Origin of the sequence: Dyadobacter chenhuakuii, assembly GCF_023821985.2 — a bacterium.
GTDB classification, from domain to species: domain Bacteria; phylum Bacteroidota; class Bacteroidia; order Cytophagales; family Spirosomataceae; genus Dyadobacter; species Dyadobacter chenhuakuii.
Genome location: NZ_CP098805.1, coordinates 5,411,851 through 5,430,974, shown reverse-complemented (window position 1 = coordinate 5,430,974; position 19,124 = coordinate 5,411,851). Strand labels below are relative to the sequence as shown.

16 protein-coding genes are annotated in these 19,124 nt (G+C 47.0%); 11 read left to right on the top strand and 5 right to left on the bottom strand.

Annotated features, from left to right (window positions below; translation table 11 throughout):
- Nucleotides 1–144 precede the first annotated feature (144 nt).
- The 4 genes from NFI80_RS22675 to NFI80_RS22660 all read left to right on the top strand — a co-directional run bounded on the left by NFI80_RS22675 (nucleotide 145) and on the right by NFI80_RS22660 (nucleotide 2,988).
- On the top strand, nucleotides 145–675 hold the full coding sequence (locus NFI80_RS22675; protein WP_235160384.1) for a hypothetical protein: 531 nt from the start codon (nucleotides 145–147) through the stop codon (nucleotides 673–675).
- Nucleotides 662–1,525: a sensor histidine kinase gene (locus NFI80_RS22670; protein WP_233797336.1), complete on the top strand. Its 864-nt coding sequence runs from the start codon at nucleotides 662–664 to the stop codon at nucleotides 1,523–1,525. The genes NFI80_RS22675 and NFI80_RS22670 overlap by 14 nt, the downstream gene beginning before the upstream one ends.
- Before the next feature lie 5 nt (nucleotides 1,526–1,530).
- A complete protein-coding gene (locus tag NFI80_RS22665; RefSeq protein WP_235160386.1) occupies nucleotides 1,531–2,190 on the top strand; it encodes a response regulator transcription factor in 660 nt (219 codons plus the stop codon).
- 117 nt (nucleotides 2,191–2,307) lie between these two features.
- A complete protein-coding gene (locus NFI80_RS22660; RefSeq protein WP_235163924.1) occupies nucleotides 2,308–2,988 on the top strand; it encodes a type 1 glutamine amidotransferase domain-containing protein in 681 nt (226 codons plus the stop codon).
- Nucleotides 2,989–2,990: 2 nt separating this feature from the next.
- Here NFI80_RS22660 and rfbC read toward each other — a convergent pair whose 3' ends face one another.
- Nucleotides 2,991–3,536 (bottom strand): dTDP-4-dehydrorhamnose 3,5-epimerase, encoded by a 546-nt coding sequence (gene rfbC / locus NFI80_RS22655; protein WP_235160388.1) that lies wholly within the window; start codon nucleotides 3,534–3,536, stop codon nucleotides 2,991–2,993.
- A gap of 103 nt (nucleotides 3,537–3,639) precedes the next feature.
- Here rfbC and pyrF point away from each other — a divergent pair, with 103 nt between their 5' ends.
- From pyrF to NFI80_RS22635, 4 genes are all read left to right on the top strand, one after another.
- Complete coding sequence (gene pyrF, locus NFI80_RS22650) at nucleotides 3,640–4,467, top strand: orotidine-5'-phosphate decarboxylase (RefSeq protein WP_235163923.1); 828 nt, start codon at nucleotides 3,640–3,642, stop codon at nucleotides 4,465–4,467.
- A gap of 51 nt (nucleotides 4,468–4,518) precedes the next feature.
- Nucleotides 4,519–5,748 (top strand): diaminopimelate decarboxylase, encoded by a 1,230-nt coding sequence (gene lysA, locus NFI80_RS22645; protein ID WP_235163922.1) that lies wholly within the window; start codon nucleotides 4,519–4,521, stop codon nucleotides 5,746–5,748.
- 117 nt (nucleotides 5,749–5,865) lie between these two features.
- Nucleotides 5,866–8,469 (top strand): ATP-dependent chaperone ClpB, encoded by a 2,604-nt coding sequence (gene clpB, locus NFI80_RS22640; protein ID WP_235163921.1) that lies wholly within the window; start codon nucleotides 5,866–5,868, stop codon nucleotides 8,467–8,469.
- 214 nt (nucleotides 8,470–8,683) lie between these two features.
- Nucleotides 8,684–9,235 carry a type 1 glutamine amidotransferase domain-containing protein gene (locus NFI80_RS22635; RefSeq protein WP_233797343.1) on the top strand — a complete coding sequence of 184 codons (552 nt, stop codon included), beginning with the start codon at nucleotides 8,684–8,686 and terminating at the stop codon, nucleotides 9,233–9,235.
- Between the two features lie 63 nt (nucleotides 9,236–9,298).
- On the opposite strand, the gene NFI80_RS22630 is transcribed toward NFI80_RS22635, so the two are convergent.
- On the bottom strand, nucleotides 9,299–9,937 hold the full coding sequence (locus NFI80_RS22630; RefSeq protein WP_235163920.1) for a hypothetical protein: 639 nt from the start codon (nucleotides 9,935–9,937) through the stop codon (nucleotides 9,299–9,301).
- 191 nt (nucleotides 9,938–10,128) lie between these two features.
- Here NFI80_RS22630 and NFI80_RS22625 point away from each other — a divergent pair, with 191 nt between their 5' ends.
- A complete protein-coding gene (locus tag NFI80_RS22625) occupies nucleotides 10,129–11,625 on the top strand; it encodes an ATP-binding cassette domain-containing protein (protein WP_235163919.1) in 1,497 nt (498 codons plus the stop codon).
- On the opposite strand, the gene NFI80_RS22620 is transcribed toward NFI80_RS22625, so the two are convergent.
- The 3 genes from NFI80_RS22620 to porQ form a co-directional block, all read right to left on the bottom strand.
- On the bottom strand, nucleotides 11,626–13,413 hold the full coding sequence (locus NFI80_RS22620) for a cytochrome-c peroxidase (protein ID WP_235163918.1): 1,788 nt from the start codon (nucleotides 13,411–13,413) through the stop codon (nucleotides 11,626–11,628).
- 63 nt (nucleotides 13,414–13,476) lie between these two features.
- Nucleotides 13,477–14,943, bottom strand: a complete 1,467-nt coding sequence (locus tag NFI80_RS22615; protein ID WP_235163917.1) for a PhoX family protein — start codon at nucleotides 14,941–14,943, stop codon at nucleotides 13,477–13,479.
- Nucleotides 14,944–15,050: 107 nt separating this feature from the next.
- Nucleotides 15,051–16,124: a type IX secretion system protein PorQ gene (gene porQ, locus NFI80_RS22610; RefSeq protein WP_235163916.1), complete on the bottom strand. Its 1,074-nt coding sequence runs from the start codon at nucleotides 16,122–16,124 to the stop codon at nucleotides 15,051–15,053.
- An 85-nt stretch (nucleotides 16,125–16,209) separates the two neighbouring features.
- Between porQ and NFI80_RS22605 the strand changes: the two genes are divergently transcribed.
- Entirely contained in the window at nucleotides 16,210–17,769 is a 1,560-nt protein-coding gene (locus tag NFI80_RS22605; protein ID WP_235163915.1) for an acyl-CoA carboxylase subunit beta, read from the top strand.
- Nucleotides 17,770–17,821: 52 nt separating this feature from the next.
- Entirely contained in the window at nucleotides 17,822–19,096 is a 1,275-nt protein-coding gene (locus tag NFI80_RS22600; RefSeq protein ID WP_235163914.1) for a Gfo/Idh/MocA family oxidoreductase, read from the top strand.
- The last annotated feature ends 28 nt before the right edge of the window (nucleotides 19,097–19,124 follow it).

Below are 19,124 nucleotides of genomic sequence, written 5' to 3'. Positions count from 1 at the left end.
TGTTTCAGAAACCCGGTCTCATGCATAGCAGTATTTATCACACTAGTACCGCTAATATTAATAATTTTAAAAAAAGCATACATCGACCCCACCTTCCGATTGCTGTTGGTTTACTTGACAGTGAAATTAATAATTGATATTATAATGGTTCGTTCGGCTGCTAATCACGAGAATAATATATTGTTTTTCAATTTAGCCATCCCCGTTAATTACGCTTTGCTGGGCGGAATGTTTTATTACAAATTCAATTCACGAACATTAAAAAAAGGGATTATAGGTTCAATGGTGGGCTTTTTAGCTTTCACAGTATGGGATATTCTTAATTCAAATCCAGTGATAAGTGACCTGCACAACCACAGGGCAGTATTATTTGCAAAAACAGTGGAAGGAGTTTTGATTATTACATTGATTTTGTTGTTTTTCTATGAACTGATAAAGTCTTTGCGCATTCCAAACCTGCTGACCTTTCCCTTTTTCTGGGTATGCTCAGGTTTACTGTTATACTATTCAAGTTTTATCTTTATTGCGCCCGTATTACATTATACGGCCACCTGGAATCATTCCGTTGACATGGGCTTAACTGAAACCATTCCAACTATTTTCGAGATAGTATGTGCGTTGTGCTTTGGCATTGGTATTTATCATTTTTCGGCGGGACATTATGCAAAACAGTGAAGAGTTGAAATGGGCGTTACTCATTGCCTCCCTGGCAATGCTGACCATGGCGTTCTGCATGATCTCTTTCGTGATGTATTATCAAAAAAGACGATTCGAGGAGGAAAAGAAGATCAGCGACATTGAAAAAAACTACAACCGACTTTTACTGGACACCGCGCTCAATTCAGAGGAAACCGAGCGCCGCCGCATTGCCCAGGATTTACACGACGACATTGGAACAATGCTGTCTCTCACCAAATTAAGCCTCAACCAGCTCAGCAAACTGGTGGCCAATAGCGGGAATGAAAAAGAGGACCAGATCATGAAAAAATCGCAGTCACTGGTTGAAGAAACCATTCTGCATGTGCGCCGGATTACGCGCGATCTGGTGCCTACAACATTGGAAAGGTTTGGCTTAATGGAGGCAATAGAAGAATTTATTCATAAATTAGAAGAAGATAACAATCTCGCCATCACCTTCCAGGCCAACACCGACGACTTCCCGCGGCAGGGCCAGAAACTGGAACTTACGCTTTACCGTATTATGCAGGAACTGGTCAACAATGCGATCAAGCATGCCAGTTGTTCAAAAATAGATATTCGTCTGGAAATCAATGATCAGATGATCGGCCTGAAAGTGACAGATAACGGAGTCGGGTTTAACCCCGAGAAGATCAAAGAAAATAATCTGGCCGGGCTGGGCCTGTTGGGAATTGAAAGCCGGTTGGCCATTGTTAACGGGACAGTCCAATATGAAAAACCCGAAAAAGGCGGCGCGAGTGCATTTGCACAGATCCCCATGATGCCGGTTGCAGACAGCAAACCGGAACCTTTGCATCCATTCCGGCGCGAGCGCGTGAACATTTAATTGATATGAAAACCTTAAAACTCGGAATTGCCGACGACCATGAACTGTTCAGAAAGGGGTTTATCTCCATGCTGAGCGGCATTCCCGATTTCGAATTTATACTTGAAGCGGCCAATGGCCAGGAATTACTCGACCGCTTGCCTGCCAACACGCCTGATATCGTTTTTATGGACCTGCAAATGCCGGTTATGGATGGCATTCAAGCCACTGAGGCCGCTTTTGAAAGATTTCCCAACATTAAGGTCATCGTGGTCTCCATGTATAATGAGGACCGTTTCGTTATTCACATGCTGGAAAAAGGTGTACAAGGCTATTTATTAAAGGATACTAGTCCGGATGAAGTGGAAAAAGCCATTCGCCGCGTAGATGAAGAAGGTTTTTACTACAACGACTTCGTCTCCAAAGCCATGCACAGGAAAATGGTTACCCGACAGGTCAATAAACATCCATTCTTTCCCAACGCCTGCAATGTTGCGCTTTCGTCAAGAGAAAAAGAAGTACTGCAATTGATATGCGACGGCTTTTCGACTTCCGAAATTGGCGATAAGCTTTTCATCAGTGTGCGCACTGTGGAAGGTCACCGGCTGCGAGTCCTGGAAAAGACCGGCACGAAAAGCACGGCAGCAGCAGTGGCTTTTGCATACAAAAACCAATTATTGAACTAGAAACATTCATATCGCTATTTAAGGAATGACACGCACCCAAATGCGTGTCATTCTCGTTTTCAGCTGGGAAACTCCTATGATTTATTTATCTTTCAGCCAGTAACTCTGTAAGCGCTTATGAAAGTCCTCATTGTTTGCACGAATCATGAAACATTCCCTACCAAAACCGGCAAAACCGGCTTATGGCTCAGTGAACTGACTTATTTCTATGATGTTATGTCCAAACGCAGGGTTCTCATGGACATTGTTAGCCCGCTGGGAGGGAAAATTCCGATTGACGAACGCAGCCTGGAATTGAAAGATGAATGCAATGCAAAATATTGGGAAGATGCCGCGTTCCGGGCCAAACTAAACAATTCACTTTCCCCTGCACAGATTCATTCAGCCGATTACCGCCTGGTGTATTTTGCAGGCGGGCATGGAGCAATGTGGGATCTGGCTGAAAATACAGACTTGCAGAACATCGTCAGGGACGTTTACGAACGCAACGGAATAGTTTCCGCAGTCTGCCACGGCGTTTGCGGCCTTCTGAACGTGAAACTATCCGACGGCTCCTGGCTGATCCAGGACAAATATGTAACAGGCTTCTCCAACGTGGAAGAAGCCTTAATGAGCTTTGTGAGCGAAGTGCCGTTTTATCTGGAAGACAAGCTGAAAGAGCGCGGCGCACATTACACCAAATCAATGATCCCTTTTATGGAATTCATTGAAATGGATGAACGACTGATCACCGGCCAGAATCCAAATTCGGCTAAGAAAGTGGCTTCCAAAGCACTGGAAGAGCTTTTTGAAAAATAATATTAGATTTTCAGATCTCCGAACAGCGAGCGGAAAGTAGGCAAAATTGCATCCTTATCAGAGACATTTGCGTCTTCAACCCCCCAGTTGATCGCCAGGTCCTCATCATTCCACAGAATGCCCGATTCGGATTCCTTATTGTAGATGTTTGTGCATTTGTAGGAGAAAATCGAATCTTCCAGTGCAACAAAGCCATGCGCAAAACCTTCCGGAACGTAAGCAATGTTGTTTTTTTCACTGCTTAACTCAAAAATTTCATGCTTGCCAAAAGTGGGAGATTCCGGGCGAATATCCACCGCAACGTCCAAAACCTTTCCAGAAATGACACGAACCAGCTTTCCCTGAGCGAAAGGTGCTTTTTGGAAGTGAAGCCCTCTTACCACGCCTTTTTTCGAAAATGACTGATTATCCTGAACAAAGTTGGTAGGCAAACCTAATTGCTTAAATATCTGCTCATTATAAGATTCAAAAAACATTCCACGATCATCATGAAAAACACGTGGGGTAAGTTCGACTAATCCGGCAATGGAAGTTTCGCGAATCTGCATACAATATTATTTCTGTTGGTTGGTAATGGTAAGTCTTAATCTTGGGACAAATTTATGAATCTATTGATAGAGGTTGTAATTTCGGCGCATTATTTCCGAAATCATGACCTACGAAGCGCTGTTTGAACAAATTTCCCAGAAAAAATCCTATCTCTGCATAGGGCTCGACACGGATATCAGGAAAATCCCTGCCCATCTGCGTAAAGAGGCTGACCCTGTTTTTGAGTTTAACAAACAGATCATCGATGCCACTGCGGATTTTTGTGTTTCCTATAAGCCTAACATTGCATTCTACGAAGCATCCGGCTCAAAAGGCTGGGAGAGTTTGCAGAAAACAATCGAATACATTCCAAAAAGCCATTTTACCATTGCGGATGCCAAGCGTGGTGACATTGGAAACACATCCGGGCTTTACGCCAGAACGTTTTTCGATCCTTCGGCTTCGGGCCTCGAATTTGACGCGGTAACGGTCGCGCCTTACATGGGAAGTGACTCGGTGATCCCGTTTCTGGAATTTGAAAACAAATGGGTGATCCTGCTCGCATTGACATCCAATCCGGGTAGCGGGGACTTTCAGCGTTTGGAGGCCAACGGCGCGCCTTTATATGAACAAGTCCTCAAAGCTTCACAAACCTGGGCTGGCGCAGATCGCATAATGTATGTTGTTGGCGCCACGCAAGCTGCTGAATTTGAGAAAATCAGAATGATCATTCCTGATCATTTCCTGCTTGTCCCGGGTGTGGGCGCGCAGGGCGGAAATCTTGAAGAACTATCGAGATTTGGCATGAACGCACATTGCGGCTTGCTTGTGAACGCTTCCCGCAGCATTATTTACGCCGGTAATGATGTCGATTTTGCTCAAAAAGCAAAACAGGAAGCGCAGCTTTTGCAGCAGGAAATGGCCATTTATCTTGACAAATACTGCAAATAAACCACCCGAATTTTACCTTTAATCTCTCCAAACAATCCACCGCAATTGCTGATGCAACTTTCCGATTCCAACGCATATACCATACAAGGCATTGATCCTGAACATTTAATTGAAAAATTCGGCAGTCCGCTTTACGTGTACGACGGCGCAACGATCCGCCGCAAAACACAGGAGCTGCAACACGCATTTGCAGGCATTAATATGAAAATCAAATATGCCTGTAAAGCGAACACGAATTTGTCGATCCTTCGACTGATGCGCGAAATCGGCGTGGAATTGGATGTGGTGTCTCCGGGAGAGCTGGAAATGGGCATTATGGCGGGTTATACTGCGAATCAGATCACGTTTACACCCAGCGGAGTTCCTTTCGAAGAAGTGCGTGCGGCTGTTGATGCAGGCGCGATCGTGAATGTGGACAGCATTCCGTTGCTGGAATGGTTTGGACAAACTTACGGAAACACCAGGCCGTGCCTGATCCGGATTAAACCCAATGTGGCCGCTGGCGGGAATATCAAGATCATGACCGCCCACGCCGATTCGAAATTCGGGATCTCCGTTTTGCTTCTGGATCAAATTCTTGAAGTTATAAAGAAATACGACATTAAAATCATTGGGCTGCACCAGCATACCGGTTCAGACATTAAAGATGCAGAGCCATTCCTGAAAGTGGCGGATATACTTTTTGAAACAGCCAAACATTTCCCTGACCTTGAAATCATAGACCTGGGCGGTGGCTTTAAGGTTTCCTACTTACCAGGTGACGAGATTACCGATATGGATTTGTTGGGAAGAAAAATTTCCGAGCGTTTCATAAAGTTCTGCAGTGAATACGGCCGTGAATTGCAGCTTTGGTTTGAACCAGGCAAATTTCTGGTGAGTGAATCCGGTTATCTGCTGGTGAATGCGACAGTTGTGAAAGAGGATCCGGCAAGAAACTTCGTCCATGTAAATTCAGGATTAAATCACTTGATCCGCCCGATGATGTATGGCTCTTACCATCACATTTTGAATGTTTCCAATCCTTCCGGCGATCCAAAAACCTATAATGTAGTAGGTTACATTTGCGAAACGGATACATTCGCCACCGATCGAACATTGCCGGAAGTGAAAGCCGGAGATCTCCTAGCGTTTCTCAATGCAGGCGCTTACGGGTTTACAATGAGCTCAAATTATAATGCACGTGTCCGTCCCGCAGAAGTGCTGGTCGATCAGGCCGAAGCGCGCTTGGTGAGGAGGCGCGAGACGATGGAAGACCTGCTAAAAACGCAGATGGATTTGTAATTCAGTAGACATTTTGTCCTGATATCCCCTATTTTCATTTTTTTAATGCCAAAATTTCAGGCTTTCTGATCGGGCATATGATTTTTCATGGAGTATTGTAAACAAAGCAATATCTCCATGAACTTCAACCAATATACCATAAAGGCGCAGGAGATTATACAACACGCTGCGCAGATGGCCCAGGGCAACCAGCAACAGGCCATCGAAACGGGTCACGTCCTGAAATCAATTCTGGAAGAAGACCCTAACACTTCGCTATTCTTACTTAACAAGCTCAACATCAGTCCGGATATCCTGAATAATCGGCTGGAAAAGATTTTGGAAGGTTACCCGCGCGTAAGCGGCGGCCAGCCTTATCTGGGCAATGATATGGCGGCTGCTAGTGGCAAAGCGCAAAATTATCTGAAAGAATTTAACGACGAATTTATAAGCATTGAACTGTTCATCCTCGGCATCCTGGCTGGAAAAGATTCCACTGCGACGCTCATGAAGGAAGTCGGTTTTAAGGAAAAAGAACTTATTGACGCAATCAAAGAACTTAGAGGTAAAAATAATCCTGTGAAAGATCAAAATGCAGAAGCTAAGTATCGCTCACTGGAACGATACAGCAAAAATTTAAATGAATTGGCCAAAGCCGGTAAAATTGACCCGGTCATCGGCAGGGACGAGGAAATCCGTCGGGTTTTGCAGATTTTGAGCCGTAGAACAAAAAACAATCCGATTTTATTGGGTGAACCCGGGGTCGGTAAGACAGCAATCGTCGAAGGACTTGCGCAAAGGATCGTGCAAGGCGACGTGCCCGAAAACCTGAAATCAAAGATCATTGTATCCCTCGATATGGGACTTTTGATCGCGGGGGCGAAATATAAAGGTGAATTTGAAGAAAGGCTGAAAGCGGTTATCAAGGAAGTGACCGACTCGGAAGGCGAAATCGTTCTTTTCATTGACGAGATCCACACATTGATCGGAGCTGGCGGCGGCGGAGAAAGCGCTATGGACGCGGCTAACCTGCTGAAACCAGCCCTTGCCCGCGGTGAATTGCATGCAATCGGTGCAACCACATTGAAGGAATATCAAAAATATATGGAGAAGGATAAGGCGCTGGAACGTCGTTTCCAGGCTGTAATGGTCGATGAACCCAATATTCCTGATGCGATCAGCATTTTGCGTGGTATCAAAGAAAAGTATGAGCTGCACCACGGAGTAAGGATCCAGGATGACGCGGTGATTGCAGCCGTCGAGCTTTCCAATCGCTATATCAGCGATCGTTTCCTGCCCGACAAGGCCATTGACTTGATGGACGAAGCAGCTTCCAAACTCCGCCTCGAAATGGACAGCGTTCCCGAGGAGCTCGACGAACTGAACCGCCGCATTATGCAGCTTGAAATCGAGCGCGAAGCGATCCGTCGTGAACATAATAAGGACAAAGAGACAGTGCTTAACAAGGAGATTGCGGACCTGAGTGAGGAACGCAATACATTGAAAGCACAGTGGGAGAATGAAAAAGGCAAGGTTAATGAGGTCCGTACATTAAAAGAGCAAAGCGAGCAGCTGCGCCTCGAAGCCGAACAAGCCGAACGCGCGGGCGATTTTGGAAAAGTTGCGGAGATCCGTTACGGCCGCATTCCAGAAGTGCAAAACAAATTGACCGAATTACAGCAATCCGAGCATGCTGAGAGCTTGATGCAGGAAGAAATTACGCCGGAGGACATTGCGGAAGTGGTTGCGAAATGGACGGGTATTCCGGTGAGCAAAATGCTCCAAAGCGACCGCGAGAAATTGCTGCAACTCGAAAGTCATCTCCATAACCGTGTTGCGGGGCAGGAAGAAGCGATTGAAGTGGTTGCTGATGCGGTAAGACGGAGCCGGGCTGGTTTGCAGGATGCAAAACGCCCGATCGGAAGCTTCCTCTTCCTGGGCCCGACTGGTGTGGGTAAAACTGAATTGGCTAAAACACTCGCAGAATATCTGTTCAATGACGAAAATGCAGTTGTCCGGATCGATATGAGTGAATATCAGGAGCGCCATTCGGTAAGCAGACTGGTAGGTGCGCCTCCGGGATATGTGGGTTATGATGAAGGCGGACAATTGACCGAAGCTGTTCGTCGCAAACCTTACAGCGTGATCCTGCTGGATGAGATTGAAAAAGGCCATCCGGATGTCTGGAACATTCTTTTGCAGGTTTTGGATGAAGGCCGCTTAACTGATAACAAAGGCCGTGTTGCCAATTTCAAGAACACGATCATTATCATGACTTCGAACATTGGCAGCCACATTATCCAGGAGAAATTCGCCGAAGACGAAGGCTGGAACCACACACTGGTTGTGGAAGAAGCCAAACAAGCTGTCCTGGATCTGCTGAAAGCTTCGGTAAGGCCTGAGTTCTTGAACCGGATCGATGAGATCGTTCTTTTTGAACCGCTTACATTGAAAAACATTCGTAAGATTGTTGATATCCAGTTTAAAGGCATTCAAAAGATGCTTCAAGACCAGGGAATTACGCTTGATGCAACGGACGAAGCGCTTACAAAACTGGGTGAAGATGGATTTGACCCTGCGTTCGGGGCACGTCCTTTAAAACGGGTGATGCAGCGCCGGATCCTGAATGAGCTGTCCAAAGGCATATTAAGCGGACAGGTTGCTAAGGATTCTGTGATCATGATGGAGCTTAATTCCAAAGGCGATCTGATCTTCGAGAACGTCGGCAATGTAGAGATCTAAAATCTTGGAAAATTAATATTCAAACGAGCAGCAGCAATGCTGCTCGTTTTGTTTTTTCACTGGGATCACACTTTTCTCGGTTTGCACCACACCTTTTGAACGGGAACAACATTTCGTTGTGCAATTCGACAAGCAACCGGAACTTCGCTTTTGGCATAATTTTTGTGCAATTTAATAATCAAATAATCTAACCCTTAAATCCCTTATAAATCCCGTGGAACAGTCATTAAATTCTATCAAAGTTGCTATTCTGGTGGCGGATGGATTTGAGCAGGTAGAAATGACCTGCCCCAGAAAAGTCCTAAATCAAAAAGGAGCAACCACTCATCTTATTTCCCCTAATAAAAACAATGTCAGGGGATGGAGTCATCTTGACTGGGGTGAAAAACACGATGTGGATGTGCCGCTTACGCTGGCGCGTGCCGATTACTATGACGCATTGTTATTGCCAGGCGGTGTTTTGGGAATGAATGCGCTTCGAATGAACAGCCGGGCTGTCGAATTTGTGAAGTCTTTCTTTGCATCGGGCAAGCCAGTTGCTGCTATTGGTCATGGGCCGCAAATCCTGATCGATGCCGATGTAGTTTTAGGACGCATTATTACTTCCTACGGCTCCATCCGTCAAGACCTGGAAAATGCAGGCGCAAGATGGGTGGACCAAGATGTTGTAACCGATAACGGACTGATCACCAGCCGCACATCAGACGACATGTCTGCTTTTGCAGGTGCATTGACTAAACAGCTTAATCTTGAAGTTTTTCAATAAGAAGGTCACAATCCACTTACTACGCTCCGGATTCGCTTATATCAGAGCAAATCCGGATTTTTATTATTCGCGAAGCAAGCCAAGCCTGAATGTCTGACCGGCTAATGCAAATAAGCCTATGGCGATAAATGGCCCTAAATCAAACAAACCGCTTTCAGCAGGCGGATTTGGGAAAGTGATTGTATTTAAAATCATGAGTGCGATTCCCAATATCCCTAGTGCAAATCCCCAAAAACGCAACTCTTTCAGCCTGCGCGATGAGATCAGTAATAAGACCAGGTAAGTGCCGATAAACATATCCCAGGCAACATCCATCCCCATATCGATCAACCGAATGGATTCCTTCACAAATCTGGCCTCCTGGGTTGCTACCTGAGTATTTTCAATGTGAACCCCGACTTGCACTGCGAGCTGAGCCGAGAGGAAAGCAGCGCAGATTGTAAACGCCAGGCTGCCAAACACAAACCCAAGTCTATTGGCATAGGAAGGATTGTAAAAGTGGATATATTCCATCAGCGCAAACAGAAAAACGATCCCTAAGATGGGAAAGGCCATAGCCAGGAAAAACACGATGGGATCCGGCAAAGAGGTGAATGCGATCGTCAGATAGGAGGTGATCGACAACATGCCTGCGAGGCCGCCCGATTTGGCTAATGCTTTTAGACTTTGTAAGCCAGGTTTAGATGTAAATTGTTCCTGCATTTGATTGATAGATAGGATTTAAGCGATAACCAATAGTATAGCTTTCCCATTAATTGCTACGTATCTAGTTAGCCTTCGGCAGGCAAGAACCAGCAAACGGTTTACTGATTCCCTGCACGATCTTATCCTTGTATTTTTTTCTAAACAATCATTGCTCCTATCTTTGCCTGCTCATTGATTTTGGCGTTTACATGGCACTTGTTTCTCTTTTGGGCGTTTCTGCCCGCAAATTCAATACTACTGTTTTATCTGATATCGACTGGAATGTAGAACCGGGACAGCATTGGGCAATTATCGGCCCGAATGGCTCCGGGAAGACGATTCTGCTGGACGTTATTGCGGGTAAGTGGCCTGTTGTGAAGGGGAAAATCAGCTATAATTTGCAAACTCAACTGCGGCAGGCGATTGAGCTTGTTTCTAATGATTATTCGTTCAACCGCATTGTAAGTGCCGGGGCGGAATACTATCAGCAGCGCTTTCACGCTTACGAAAGCGAGCGCGCGCCATCGGTAAGGGCCATTTTGACGGACCAGTTGAAACCCGTCGGAACGGTGAATGAAAACTCGGTGCAGCTGGCTCCGGCCACGGTCAGTGATGAAGAACTCAACAATGTTGCTTCGCTCCTATCGATCACGCATTTGCTTGATCACCCATTTGTTACACTATCAAATGGAGAAACAAGGCGGATGCTTTTGGCTAAATCACTTTTAAAAAAGCCTGAGATACTAATCCTCGACAATGCATTCAGCGGCCTTGATGTGCATTCGAGGGAAGTGCTGCGCAATGCGCTGACGGAACTGGCGCAATCCGGCGTAACGATCATTATGGCAACCACTGCCACAGAGATTCCGCCTTGCATTACGCACGTGCTGGAACTAAAAGAAGGCCAAATTACAGCTCAACGCGACATAAGAGATTATAAAACAGCTTCCGCAACGCACATTCACAACCCAAAGCCCGACCCGGAAAAGCTGGCTCATTTCGGTCTGCCACAGCACATTGACTTCAACTATGCTATTGATATGCGCGACATTCACGTTCGCTATCACGATCAGCTTATTCTCGATCATGTAAACTGGAAAATTGCAAAAGGTGAAAAATGGGCGCTTTCTGGTCCTAATGGCTCGGGAAAATCGACATTGCTCAGCATTATCACCGCCGATAACCCGCAGCGGTTTGCCAATGATTATGATTTGTTTGATCAAAAAAGAGGAGGCGCTGGCGCTTCGATCTGGGACATTAAGCAGAAAATCGGGCACGTTTCCCCAGAGTTGCACCTTTATTTTCCAAAAGAAACGAGTGTTTTCAAAACCATAGCTTCCGGCTTTTTCGATGCGACAGGCGTATTTTTCAAAAAATTAACCGAACAGCAAATCGAACGCGTGCATGAAGTGGCGGCGCTTTTGCATGTGGATCATTTGATTGAGAAAAAGTTTTCAGAACTCTCCAAAGGACAGCAGCGTATGGTTCTGCTGGCGCGGGCTTTGGTCAAAAATCCGCCTTTACTGATCCTGGACGAACCTTGCCAAGGTTTGGACGCGGATGCGATCGAATATTTCAAAGCCGTGGTCGATGCGATTTGCGACACGCCGGAGCGGACATTGATTTACGTTTCGCATTATCCCAACGAAATCCCGAGCTGCGTTACCAAAACATTACGGCTCGAAAAAGGGAAAGTTTTGGAATGATCATTCCACATCGTCGGTAAGGGCCTCCATAAAAGAGATAACGCTGGCTATTTCGGGCTGCGTCAGGTTCAATTTATCGGCCGCCAGTGTCTGATTAGGGACATCCAGCCCCAGTCCTGCCCCGCCGCCTTCGTTGTAAAACTCCATCACTTCCTGCAATGTTGTAAAAGCGCCGTTGTGCATATAGGGAGCCGTTTTGGCGATATTTCTCAAGGTGCTGGTTTTAAATGCATTTTTCCACTGCGGAAACTGGTCGTGCACGCCCCTGCCCGGATCATTGTCCAGCTTCGCATTTTTCCATTTCGCATCCGTGGTCACACCCAAAACTTCGGATTCCGTGCGCTGGAAATCGGGCGGAACGGTTCCGTTGAATAATGGCACAAAGTGACAGGTCCCGCATTTGGCTTTGCCCATAAAAACATTGAAACCCGCCACCTGATCATCCGTAAGCGCCTTTTTATCACCCCGCATGTATTTATCAAACGGCGAATTGAACGGGTTTAATGAACGCACAAAAGCCGCCAGTGCATTCTGGATATGAACGGGTTTGATCACTTCCAGATCCGGGTAAGCTTTCTTGAAATCGTGCTTGTAATGTTCGTCCGTCGCCACCAATTTAGCCACATCTTCCATTGAACCGTGCATTTCGAGCTTATTATGGATCACATCCGCCGCCTGATCTTCCAGCGAAGGCGCACGCAGATCGTAAAATAATGCCTGCTGTAATGATGCATACATAATGCTCGGCGCATTACGGCTAACAAACTTATTATCAAAACCTTTGCTCGTTTTCAACCCATCGGCATAAGCCTTTCCAGGCTGATGGCAGGAGCCGCAGTTTGTTTTGCCGTCGCCCGAAATCCGGCTATCGTAAAACAATGTTTTTCCCAACGCAACCCGGTCCGCCGTTGCGCTGAACCTGGCGTCCGACAGCAATGCCTCGGGATTGAATGCATTCTTATCAAAAATTGTAGCCGCCTTACCGCTCAAAAGCTTGCGGTCGTTCATGAACGGGATGCCAGCCGATTCTTGGTTCTGGTGCAAGGTGTTGCAAAGCGGATTAATGTGGTCAGTAATGAATGCAGCGCGATCGAAGTCGTTGAAATTTGCACCCTTTTTCAAGAAAGCAATAGCCTCCTCAGCCTGCTTATCCAGCGCCGAAAACTGGGGTAATGTGCTTTTGTAAGGTTGTGCATAATGTTGAAATGATGTTAAAACAACTTCGCTCTCCGCCAACGCATTGCCCGAAGCCGGCGTGTCGAATCCGGAAATTCCCAGACTGATCAGCCGGAACATTTCCAGCCTTAATGCATCCAGAACATGCGAATCTGTGATCACAATGTCTTTCCAAAGCATTTTAATCCGCTTCACATTGACCTGCATCTTGCGCGAATGTCGCACCAGTTCTTCCTGATCCACAGGTTCATCCGTATAAATCAGCTCTTCAATCACCTGCAAGCCACCCGGCTCGAAAACTGCATTCTCCTCATCCTCAATCTCATCCAGCGGCGCACCATTGATCATTCTGACTGTGGTAGGAAAGAAATATTCGGCAAAAGCCTCTGTTTTTTTGTATTGAAGACGGATTTTGAGAAAGTCGTTTTGCAATGCTTTTTGCCCCGGTTTTGCCTTCACTTTTTCCAGAAACGCATCATTCATTGAAATCAGCGAGTCCAGGTCGGTGACAAAATGTTGATATACAATTTCATGCGGCTTCTGTTCCGGCTTGCATAACTGGAATGTGAAAACGGCGATGCCTGCACAAATGGCCAGGACAAATTTTTTCATGGTGAATGTAAAATAAGATAGAAGGCCCTCCGAAAAGGCCTTCTATAAGCTTGCTGAGAAGTGTTATTGCTGAATTCCGCGAACGATCACAGTTTGTCCGCCTTCTTTATTTGTAGAAATACCGCTGCCGTCAGCACCTTTGTATTTCTCGTCCTGCCAAGTGTGCGGGTGCAGGTTGATCATGAATGTCTCAGGAATGCCCACAACATCCGAAATGTCGATCATAGCACCGTATTCCCAAGTGCTCAATGAATTGTTTCCTACCGAGTTATATTTCGTGTTAAATGCTGCGTCCTCTCTGCGGTGGTGCATTTGGAGCATCGCCTTGCTCTCTTTTGTAGCCAGGTTATACTGCCAGATTGTTCCGTCGTGGTCATTGTTTTTGTAGAATGAATCACCGTCTTCCTGCACATAAACGAAGTTTTTGGTTACGCAAATGTTGTCAGGGTTCACGATGAAGCTGCCTGGCTTGTCTTCGCCATCCATAATGATCTGCAACTTGCCTTTCAATGGGTTGGTTTCATCAAATTTCAGGTTGTACACGCGTCCCCACATGTTTTTACCAGCCACAGGCGTTACCTTATCCGACTGGCTTACACCCGTTGCCGTGAAATAAATGTCACGCCCAACGCCGTTTCCGCCTTTGCGGTAATCGATGTCTTCCACACGTGCAAACTGGATCATTTTCTTATCCACCGTCTGTGCTTGCAGCTCCGTTCCTGTGCTTGTTTTTACATTGTCAAAAGGAACAAATTCAACGTCGTAGGTTTGTCCTTTAACCATATCCGTTTCCACACTTTCCTGGTTTGTGCGGCGTAATGCATATAATTTACCATTGTTCAGGTCGCCTACCACGTCCGAAACGTAAGCAACAAGCTGACCATTTGTATCGTCTTCACCGATAATGATTACAGTTTTGCCGGGAAATGCATCCTTAGGAAGCGGAACTGCGTTTTCAGCATTCCATTTACCAAAAGCACTTACGGTTCTTGTCTTGTTCTTTTTATCTGCCGGTGCAAAAGGATCAATTGCGTGCGTCATCGACTCCGAGTTGCTCTCGCCCGCTGTCAGGAATAATGGGCCGAAACCGTGTTCCTGCGGCGTTGCCATCGTTGCCGAGCACAATCTCCACTGTCCGCCTTCTGCGTCCACAATGTATTCTCCTTTAACGGGTTTCAATTCTTTATCCAAAAAAACGCGGGACACCGAGAAAAGAATCTCGTGGTTGTTGATCATCACAAAACCTTCGCCATTCGGGTTTTTCATGAAAGCGCCGCCATCTGGCTGGGCACCGTAAATGAAATCAGGAGAATCCTGCAATTTGTCGTCGGAGCTGATCAATGTCGTAATTTTCAGATCTTCAAAACCTGGCAACGCACGCACCAGTGAAGGGTTTACCGACCGGTTGATCAGTTTAGAAGAATCTACCTGTGGATCATTGTGATCCTTAATGCAGCCGGAAAAGGTCATTGCGCCACAAACCAGCGCGGTAAGGGCATTTTTTGGAATAGAATTAAAATTCATCGCCATGGTGAGATAGTTTCTTAACAAAACTAGCCGAACCACAGCTCTCCGGTTTTACCTGAATATTAAGCTATTATGAACAAAATTTAACATTAAGAAAACGAGTAAGGCGCTTAGGGACGCACTTTGACGGTTTCTTTTACAAAGCCATTTTTCAAATTCATCACAATCGACAAGGAGCTGCTGCTAAACCCCGGAACATACTGCGAACGACCGTAACCAACCTCAAACCGCTTGATCCGCAGCCATGCGCCAAACGAAAAACCGGCCAATGCGCCCCTGTTGGCAAGCCGCAATTCCTGCCTCCGCAAATGGTCGTAACCGAGCATAATCCTGAAATTAGGATGCAGCAATGCTTCCGCTCCGAGCGAAAGATGCCGGGCCAGTTTCTCTGCTATGCCCACTTTTCTCGCAATTTTGTTGCCATTATCGTCATAAGTGAAGAAGAGGTTCGGATCATTATAGACCATATCGAAGCGGTTCAAATGATGCGCCGTGAGCGAAACGCGGATGGGCATATATTCCGGTTTGAATGTTAATCCAAGCCGCACGTCCAAAGGCAATGCAGGATCATTTAAACTGGAAAAATTCTGTTTGACAAACCCTAGATTTTTGACTACAAACCCAACCGTCAGATCCTGCCCGGGATGCTTGAAAACGCCGCCCCAGTCCAGCGCCACGCCAAACACATTATAAGACTGTACCGAAGCGCCTACAAACTTCAATGTTCCACCCACCGTAAAAGCACCCAATGTATGTCCATAACCCGCAGAAACGCCATAATCCGCTGCTCGGAACTCTCCGATTACATTGCCAATGTCATCCGTTTCGACCATTGTGCCATAGTTAAGATATTGCAGCCCAACCGCCCAAACGCCCGCAGACTTGCCCACGCGCCGCGCATAAGCGGCATTCACAAACCGCGTATCGGCCAGGTAAGGCATCAGGTTGACGGACACATTATTGGCTTTGGAAGAGTCCAGTAAAGCAGGATTTTGGATAAAAAGGGCAGGATCATTGCCCGAAATGGTGATGTGATTGGCGCCTAATGCCGTGCTTTTGGCCTGTGCTGGCAGTTGCAGAAAATCGAGCTTATTTCTTCCGCCGGTCGGTTGCGCTTGTGCTGTTTTTTGGAAACCAAAAAAAATTCCCGCCAAAAACAAAGCGCACATTCCGATCTGCCTCATAAGTCGCATTAATTTCCCGAATCAGTAAAATGACAGTATATTTAGATTCTCACAAGAACAAATGTAACCATATCGTCCGTATTACATGGGATCAGCACCTTCCGCCGCTTCAAAAAAAGAATTGTTAGATCAGAAAAATGCTGAGGCCGACCTGGGCGGCGGTGCGCAACGGATTGAAGCACAACACGCCAAAGGCAAACTCACCGCCCGCGAGCGCATTATGGTGCTGATCGACAAAGGGACATTTGAAGAAATCGGGAAGTTTGTGATGCACCGCAGCAAGGATTTCGGGCTGGATAAGGAACATTATCTGGGCGATGGCGTGGTGACGGGTTATGGAAAGGTGAATGGCCGGCTGGTTTACGTTTTTGCGCAGGATTTCACCGTTTTCGGCGGCTCGCTTTCCGAAACGCATGCCGAGAAAATCTGCAAGATTATGGACCTCGCCATGAAAAACGGCGCTCCGCTGATCGGTTTGAATGATTCGGGCGGCGCCCGGATTCAGGAAGGCGTACTTTCCTTGGCTGGTTATGCGGATATTTTTTATAAAAATACATTGGCTTCAGGCGTCATTCCGCAGATTTCAGCCGTGATGGGCCCGTGCGCGGGCGGCGCGGTGTATTCTCCGGCGATCACGGATTTTATATTAATGGTTGAAAATACGAGCTACATGTTCGTGACCGGGCCTAATGTCGTGAAAACGGTTACGCACGAGACCGTTACAGCCGAGGAACTGGGCGGCGCGATGACACATGCGACCAAATCGGGCATCACGCATTTTGTCTCGCCCAATGAGGTTGAATGTTTGCTGAACATTAAAAAACTGCTCAGCTATATGCCTCAGAATTGTGAGGAAAATGCGCCGGGCATTCCATATGAAGCTCAAAATGAATCACGCCCGGTTTTAAACAACATTATTCCCGACAATGCCAACCAGCCTTACGACATGCGCGAGGTGATCACGGAAATTGCCGATGCGGAGAGTTTTTTCGAAGTCCATCAGAATTTTGCAGAGAACATTGTCGTTGGTTTTGCGCGGATTGCAGGTCGTAGCATTGGCATAGTGGCCAACCAGCCCGCCGTACTGGCGGGTGTGCTTGACATTCATTCGAGCCAGAAAGCTGCGCGTTTTGTTCGGTTTTGTGATTGTTTCAACATTCCTTTATTGGTTCTGGAAGATGTCCCGGGCTTTTTGCCGGGCACCGATCAGGAGTGGAATGCCATCATTACCAACGGTGCGAAGCTGCTTTACGCATTCTCGGAAGCGACTGTTCCGCGCATTACAGTCATCACGCGCAAGGCTTACGGCGGCGCCTATGATGTAATGAATTCCAAGCACATCGGCGCGGACCTGAACTTTGCATGGCCTACGGCGGAAATTGCGGTTATGGGTGCTAGCGGAGCCGCAGAAATTATTTTCAAACGCGAAATCGCCCAGGCCGAAGATCCGGCCGAAAAGCTGAAAGAGAAAATCGACGATTACACCGAAAAATTCACCAACCCATATCGCGCCGCACACCGCGGTTACATTGACGAGGTTATTTATCCCGATCAAACGCGCAAAAAGCTCATCCGGGCTTTTGAAATGCTGGAAAACAAAGTGGCTGTTCTGCCCAGAAAAAAGCATGGAAACATTCCGCTTTAAGATTAATATTCTAATTTCACTCCCAAGTTCATTTCCTAAACAACCTTAATTAATGAAAGAAGAAACAGGCACCTCTGCGTCCAGACGGACCTTTATCAAAGGCTCACTGGCAACGCTGGCCACTTTTTCCATCGTTCCCCGCCACGTTCTCGGCAAAGGCTTCATCGCGCCGAGCGACCAGCTGACCAAAGCCATCGTCGGCACCGGCTCCATGGGCCGCGGCCACATTCCGTATGCAGGCACCAAAGTCGTTGCGCTTTGTGATGTGGATAAAAAACACCTGGACATTGCCGTCGGCATGGTGGATAAGGGCGTAAAAACCTTTGCTGATTATCGCGAGGTGATCCAGCTTCCCGAAGTGGACATTGTGCACGTGGCCACGCCGCCGCACTGGCACGGGATCATTGCCGCCGATGCAGCCCGCGCCGGAAAAGATGTATGGTGTGAAAAACCCATGACAAGGACCATAGGCGAAGGAAAAAGGCTTGTGGAAGCCGTGCAGCAGCATGGAAGGATATTCCGTTTAAACACCTGGTTCCGTTTTCAGGACAATTTTTACGGCATGCGCACGCCGGTTAAGCCCATTAAAAAGCTGGTGCAAAGCGGTTTATTAGGCTGGCCCTTGAAAGTGACGGTAAGCAAGCACACCGGTTTCGACTGGAAATTTTACTGGGTAGGAAACACCAATAATGCACCGCAGCCCGTTCCGGCCGAGCTGGATTATGAAATGTGGCTCGGCCCCGCGCCTTACAAGCCGTATAGCGAGCACCGCGTACACCAGACATTCCGTGGTTACTGGGATTACGACGGCGGCGGACTCGGCGATATGGGCCAGCATTACATTGACCCGATCCAGTATTTCCTGGGCAAAGATGATACGAGCCCGGTAAGCGTGGAAATCGATGCGCCTCAGCAACACACCGAAGCCGTAGGAACCTGGCGGAGAATCACTTATACTTATGCGGACGGATGCCAGATCGTGCTGGATGGCGAAGCGAAAGATGAAAAAGTGGCTTACATCGAAGGTCCGAAAGGCAAACTTTACCCCAATTTCCAATCCGACATTCCGGACCTTGAAAAGAAACTCGCCGCATTCCCCGATCCCGAGCCACAGGTTACAGATTTTGTAGATGCCGTGAAAAACCGCAAAAAGTTTGCGCTGAATGAAGAAAACGGACATCGTTCCTGCACCATTGTGAACATGGGATTAGCAGCATTAAGACTCGGCCGCTCCTTGAAATTTGACCCCGAAAAACAGGAATTTATAGACGATGAAGGTGCAAACCGGTTGATTAACCAGCCCATGCGTGGCCCCTGGACCATTTAATCAGCATTAAACTCGTTTGCATACATTC

Coding starts and splice junctions, on each gene's coding strand:
- NFI80_RS22670 (WP_233797336.1), top strand. CDS start 662: ATGCAAAACAGTGAAGAGTTGAAATGGGCGTTACTCATTGCCTCCCTG.
- NFI80_RS22660 (WP_235163924.1), top strand. CDS start 2,308: ATGAAAGTCCTCATTGTTTGCACGAATCATGAAACATTCCCTACCAAA.
- pyrF (WP_235163923.1), top strand. CDS start 3,640: ATGACCTACGAAGCGCTGTTTGAACAAATTTCCCAGAAAAAATCCTAT.
- NFI80_RS22665 (WP_235160386.1), top strand. CDS start 1,531: ATGAAAACCTTAAAACTCGGAATTGCCGACGACCATGAACTGTTCAGA.
- clpB (WP_235163921.1), top strand. CDS start 5,866: ATGAACTTCAACCAATATACCATAAAGGCGCAGGAGATTATACAACAC.
- NFI80_RS22630 (WP_235163920.1), bottom strand. CDS start 9,937: ATGCAGGAACAATTTACATCTAAACCTGGCTTACAAAGTCTAAAAGCA.
- NFI80_RS22600 (WP_235163914.1), top strand. CDS start 17,822: ATGAAAGAAGAAACAGGCACCTCTGCGTCCAGACGGACCTTTATCAAA.
- rfbC (WP_235160388.1), bottom strand. CDS start 3,536: ATGCAGATTCGCGAAACTTCCATTGCCGGATTAGTCGAACTTACCCCA.
- NFI80_RS22675 (WP_235160384.1), top strand. CDS start 145: ATGGTTCGTTCGGCTGCTAATCACGAGAATAATATATTGTTTTTCAAT.
- NFI80_RS22625 (WP_235163919.1), top strand. CDS start 10,129: ATGGCACTTGTTTCTCTTTTGGGCGTTTCTGCCCGCAAATTCAATACT.
- lysA (WP_235163922.1), top strand. CDS start 4,519: ATGCAACTTTCCGATTCCAACGCATATACCATACAAGGCATTGATCCT.
- NFI80_RS22605 (WP_235163915.1), top strand. CDS start 16,210: ATGGGATCAGCACCTTCCGCCGCTTCAAAAAAAGAATTGTTAGATCAG.
- NFI80_RS22615 (WP_235163917.1), bottom strand. CDS start 14,943: ATGGCGATGAATTTTAATTCTATTCCAAAAAATGCCCTTACCGCGCTG.
- NFI80_RS22620 (WP_235163918.1), bottom strand. CDS start 13,413: ATGAAAAAATTTGTCCTGGCCATTTGTGCAGGCATCGCCGTTTTCACA.
- porQ (WP_235163916.1), bottom strand. CDS start 16,124: ATGAGGCAGATCGGAATGTGCGCTTTGTTTTTGGCGGGAATTTTTTTT.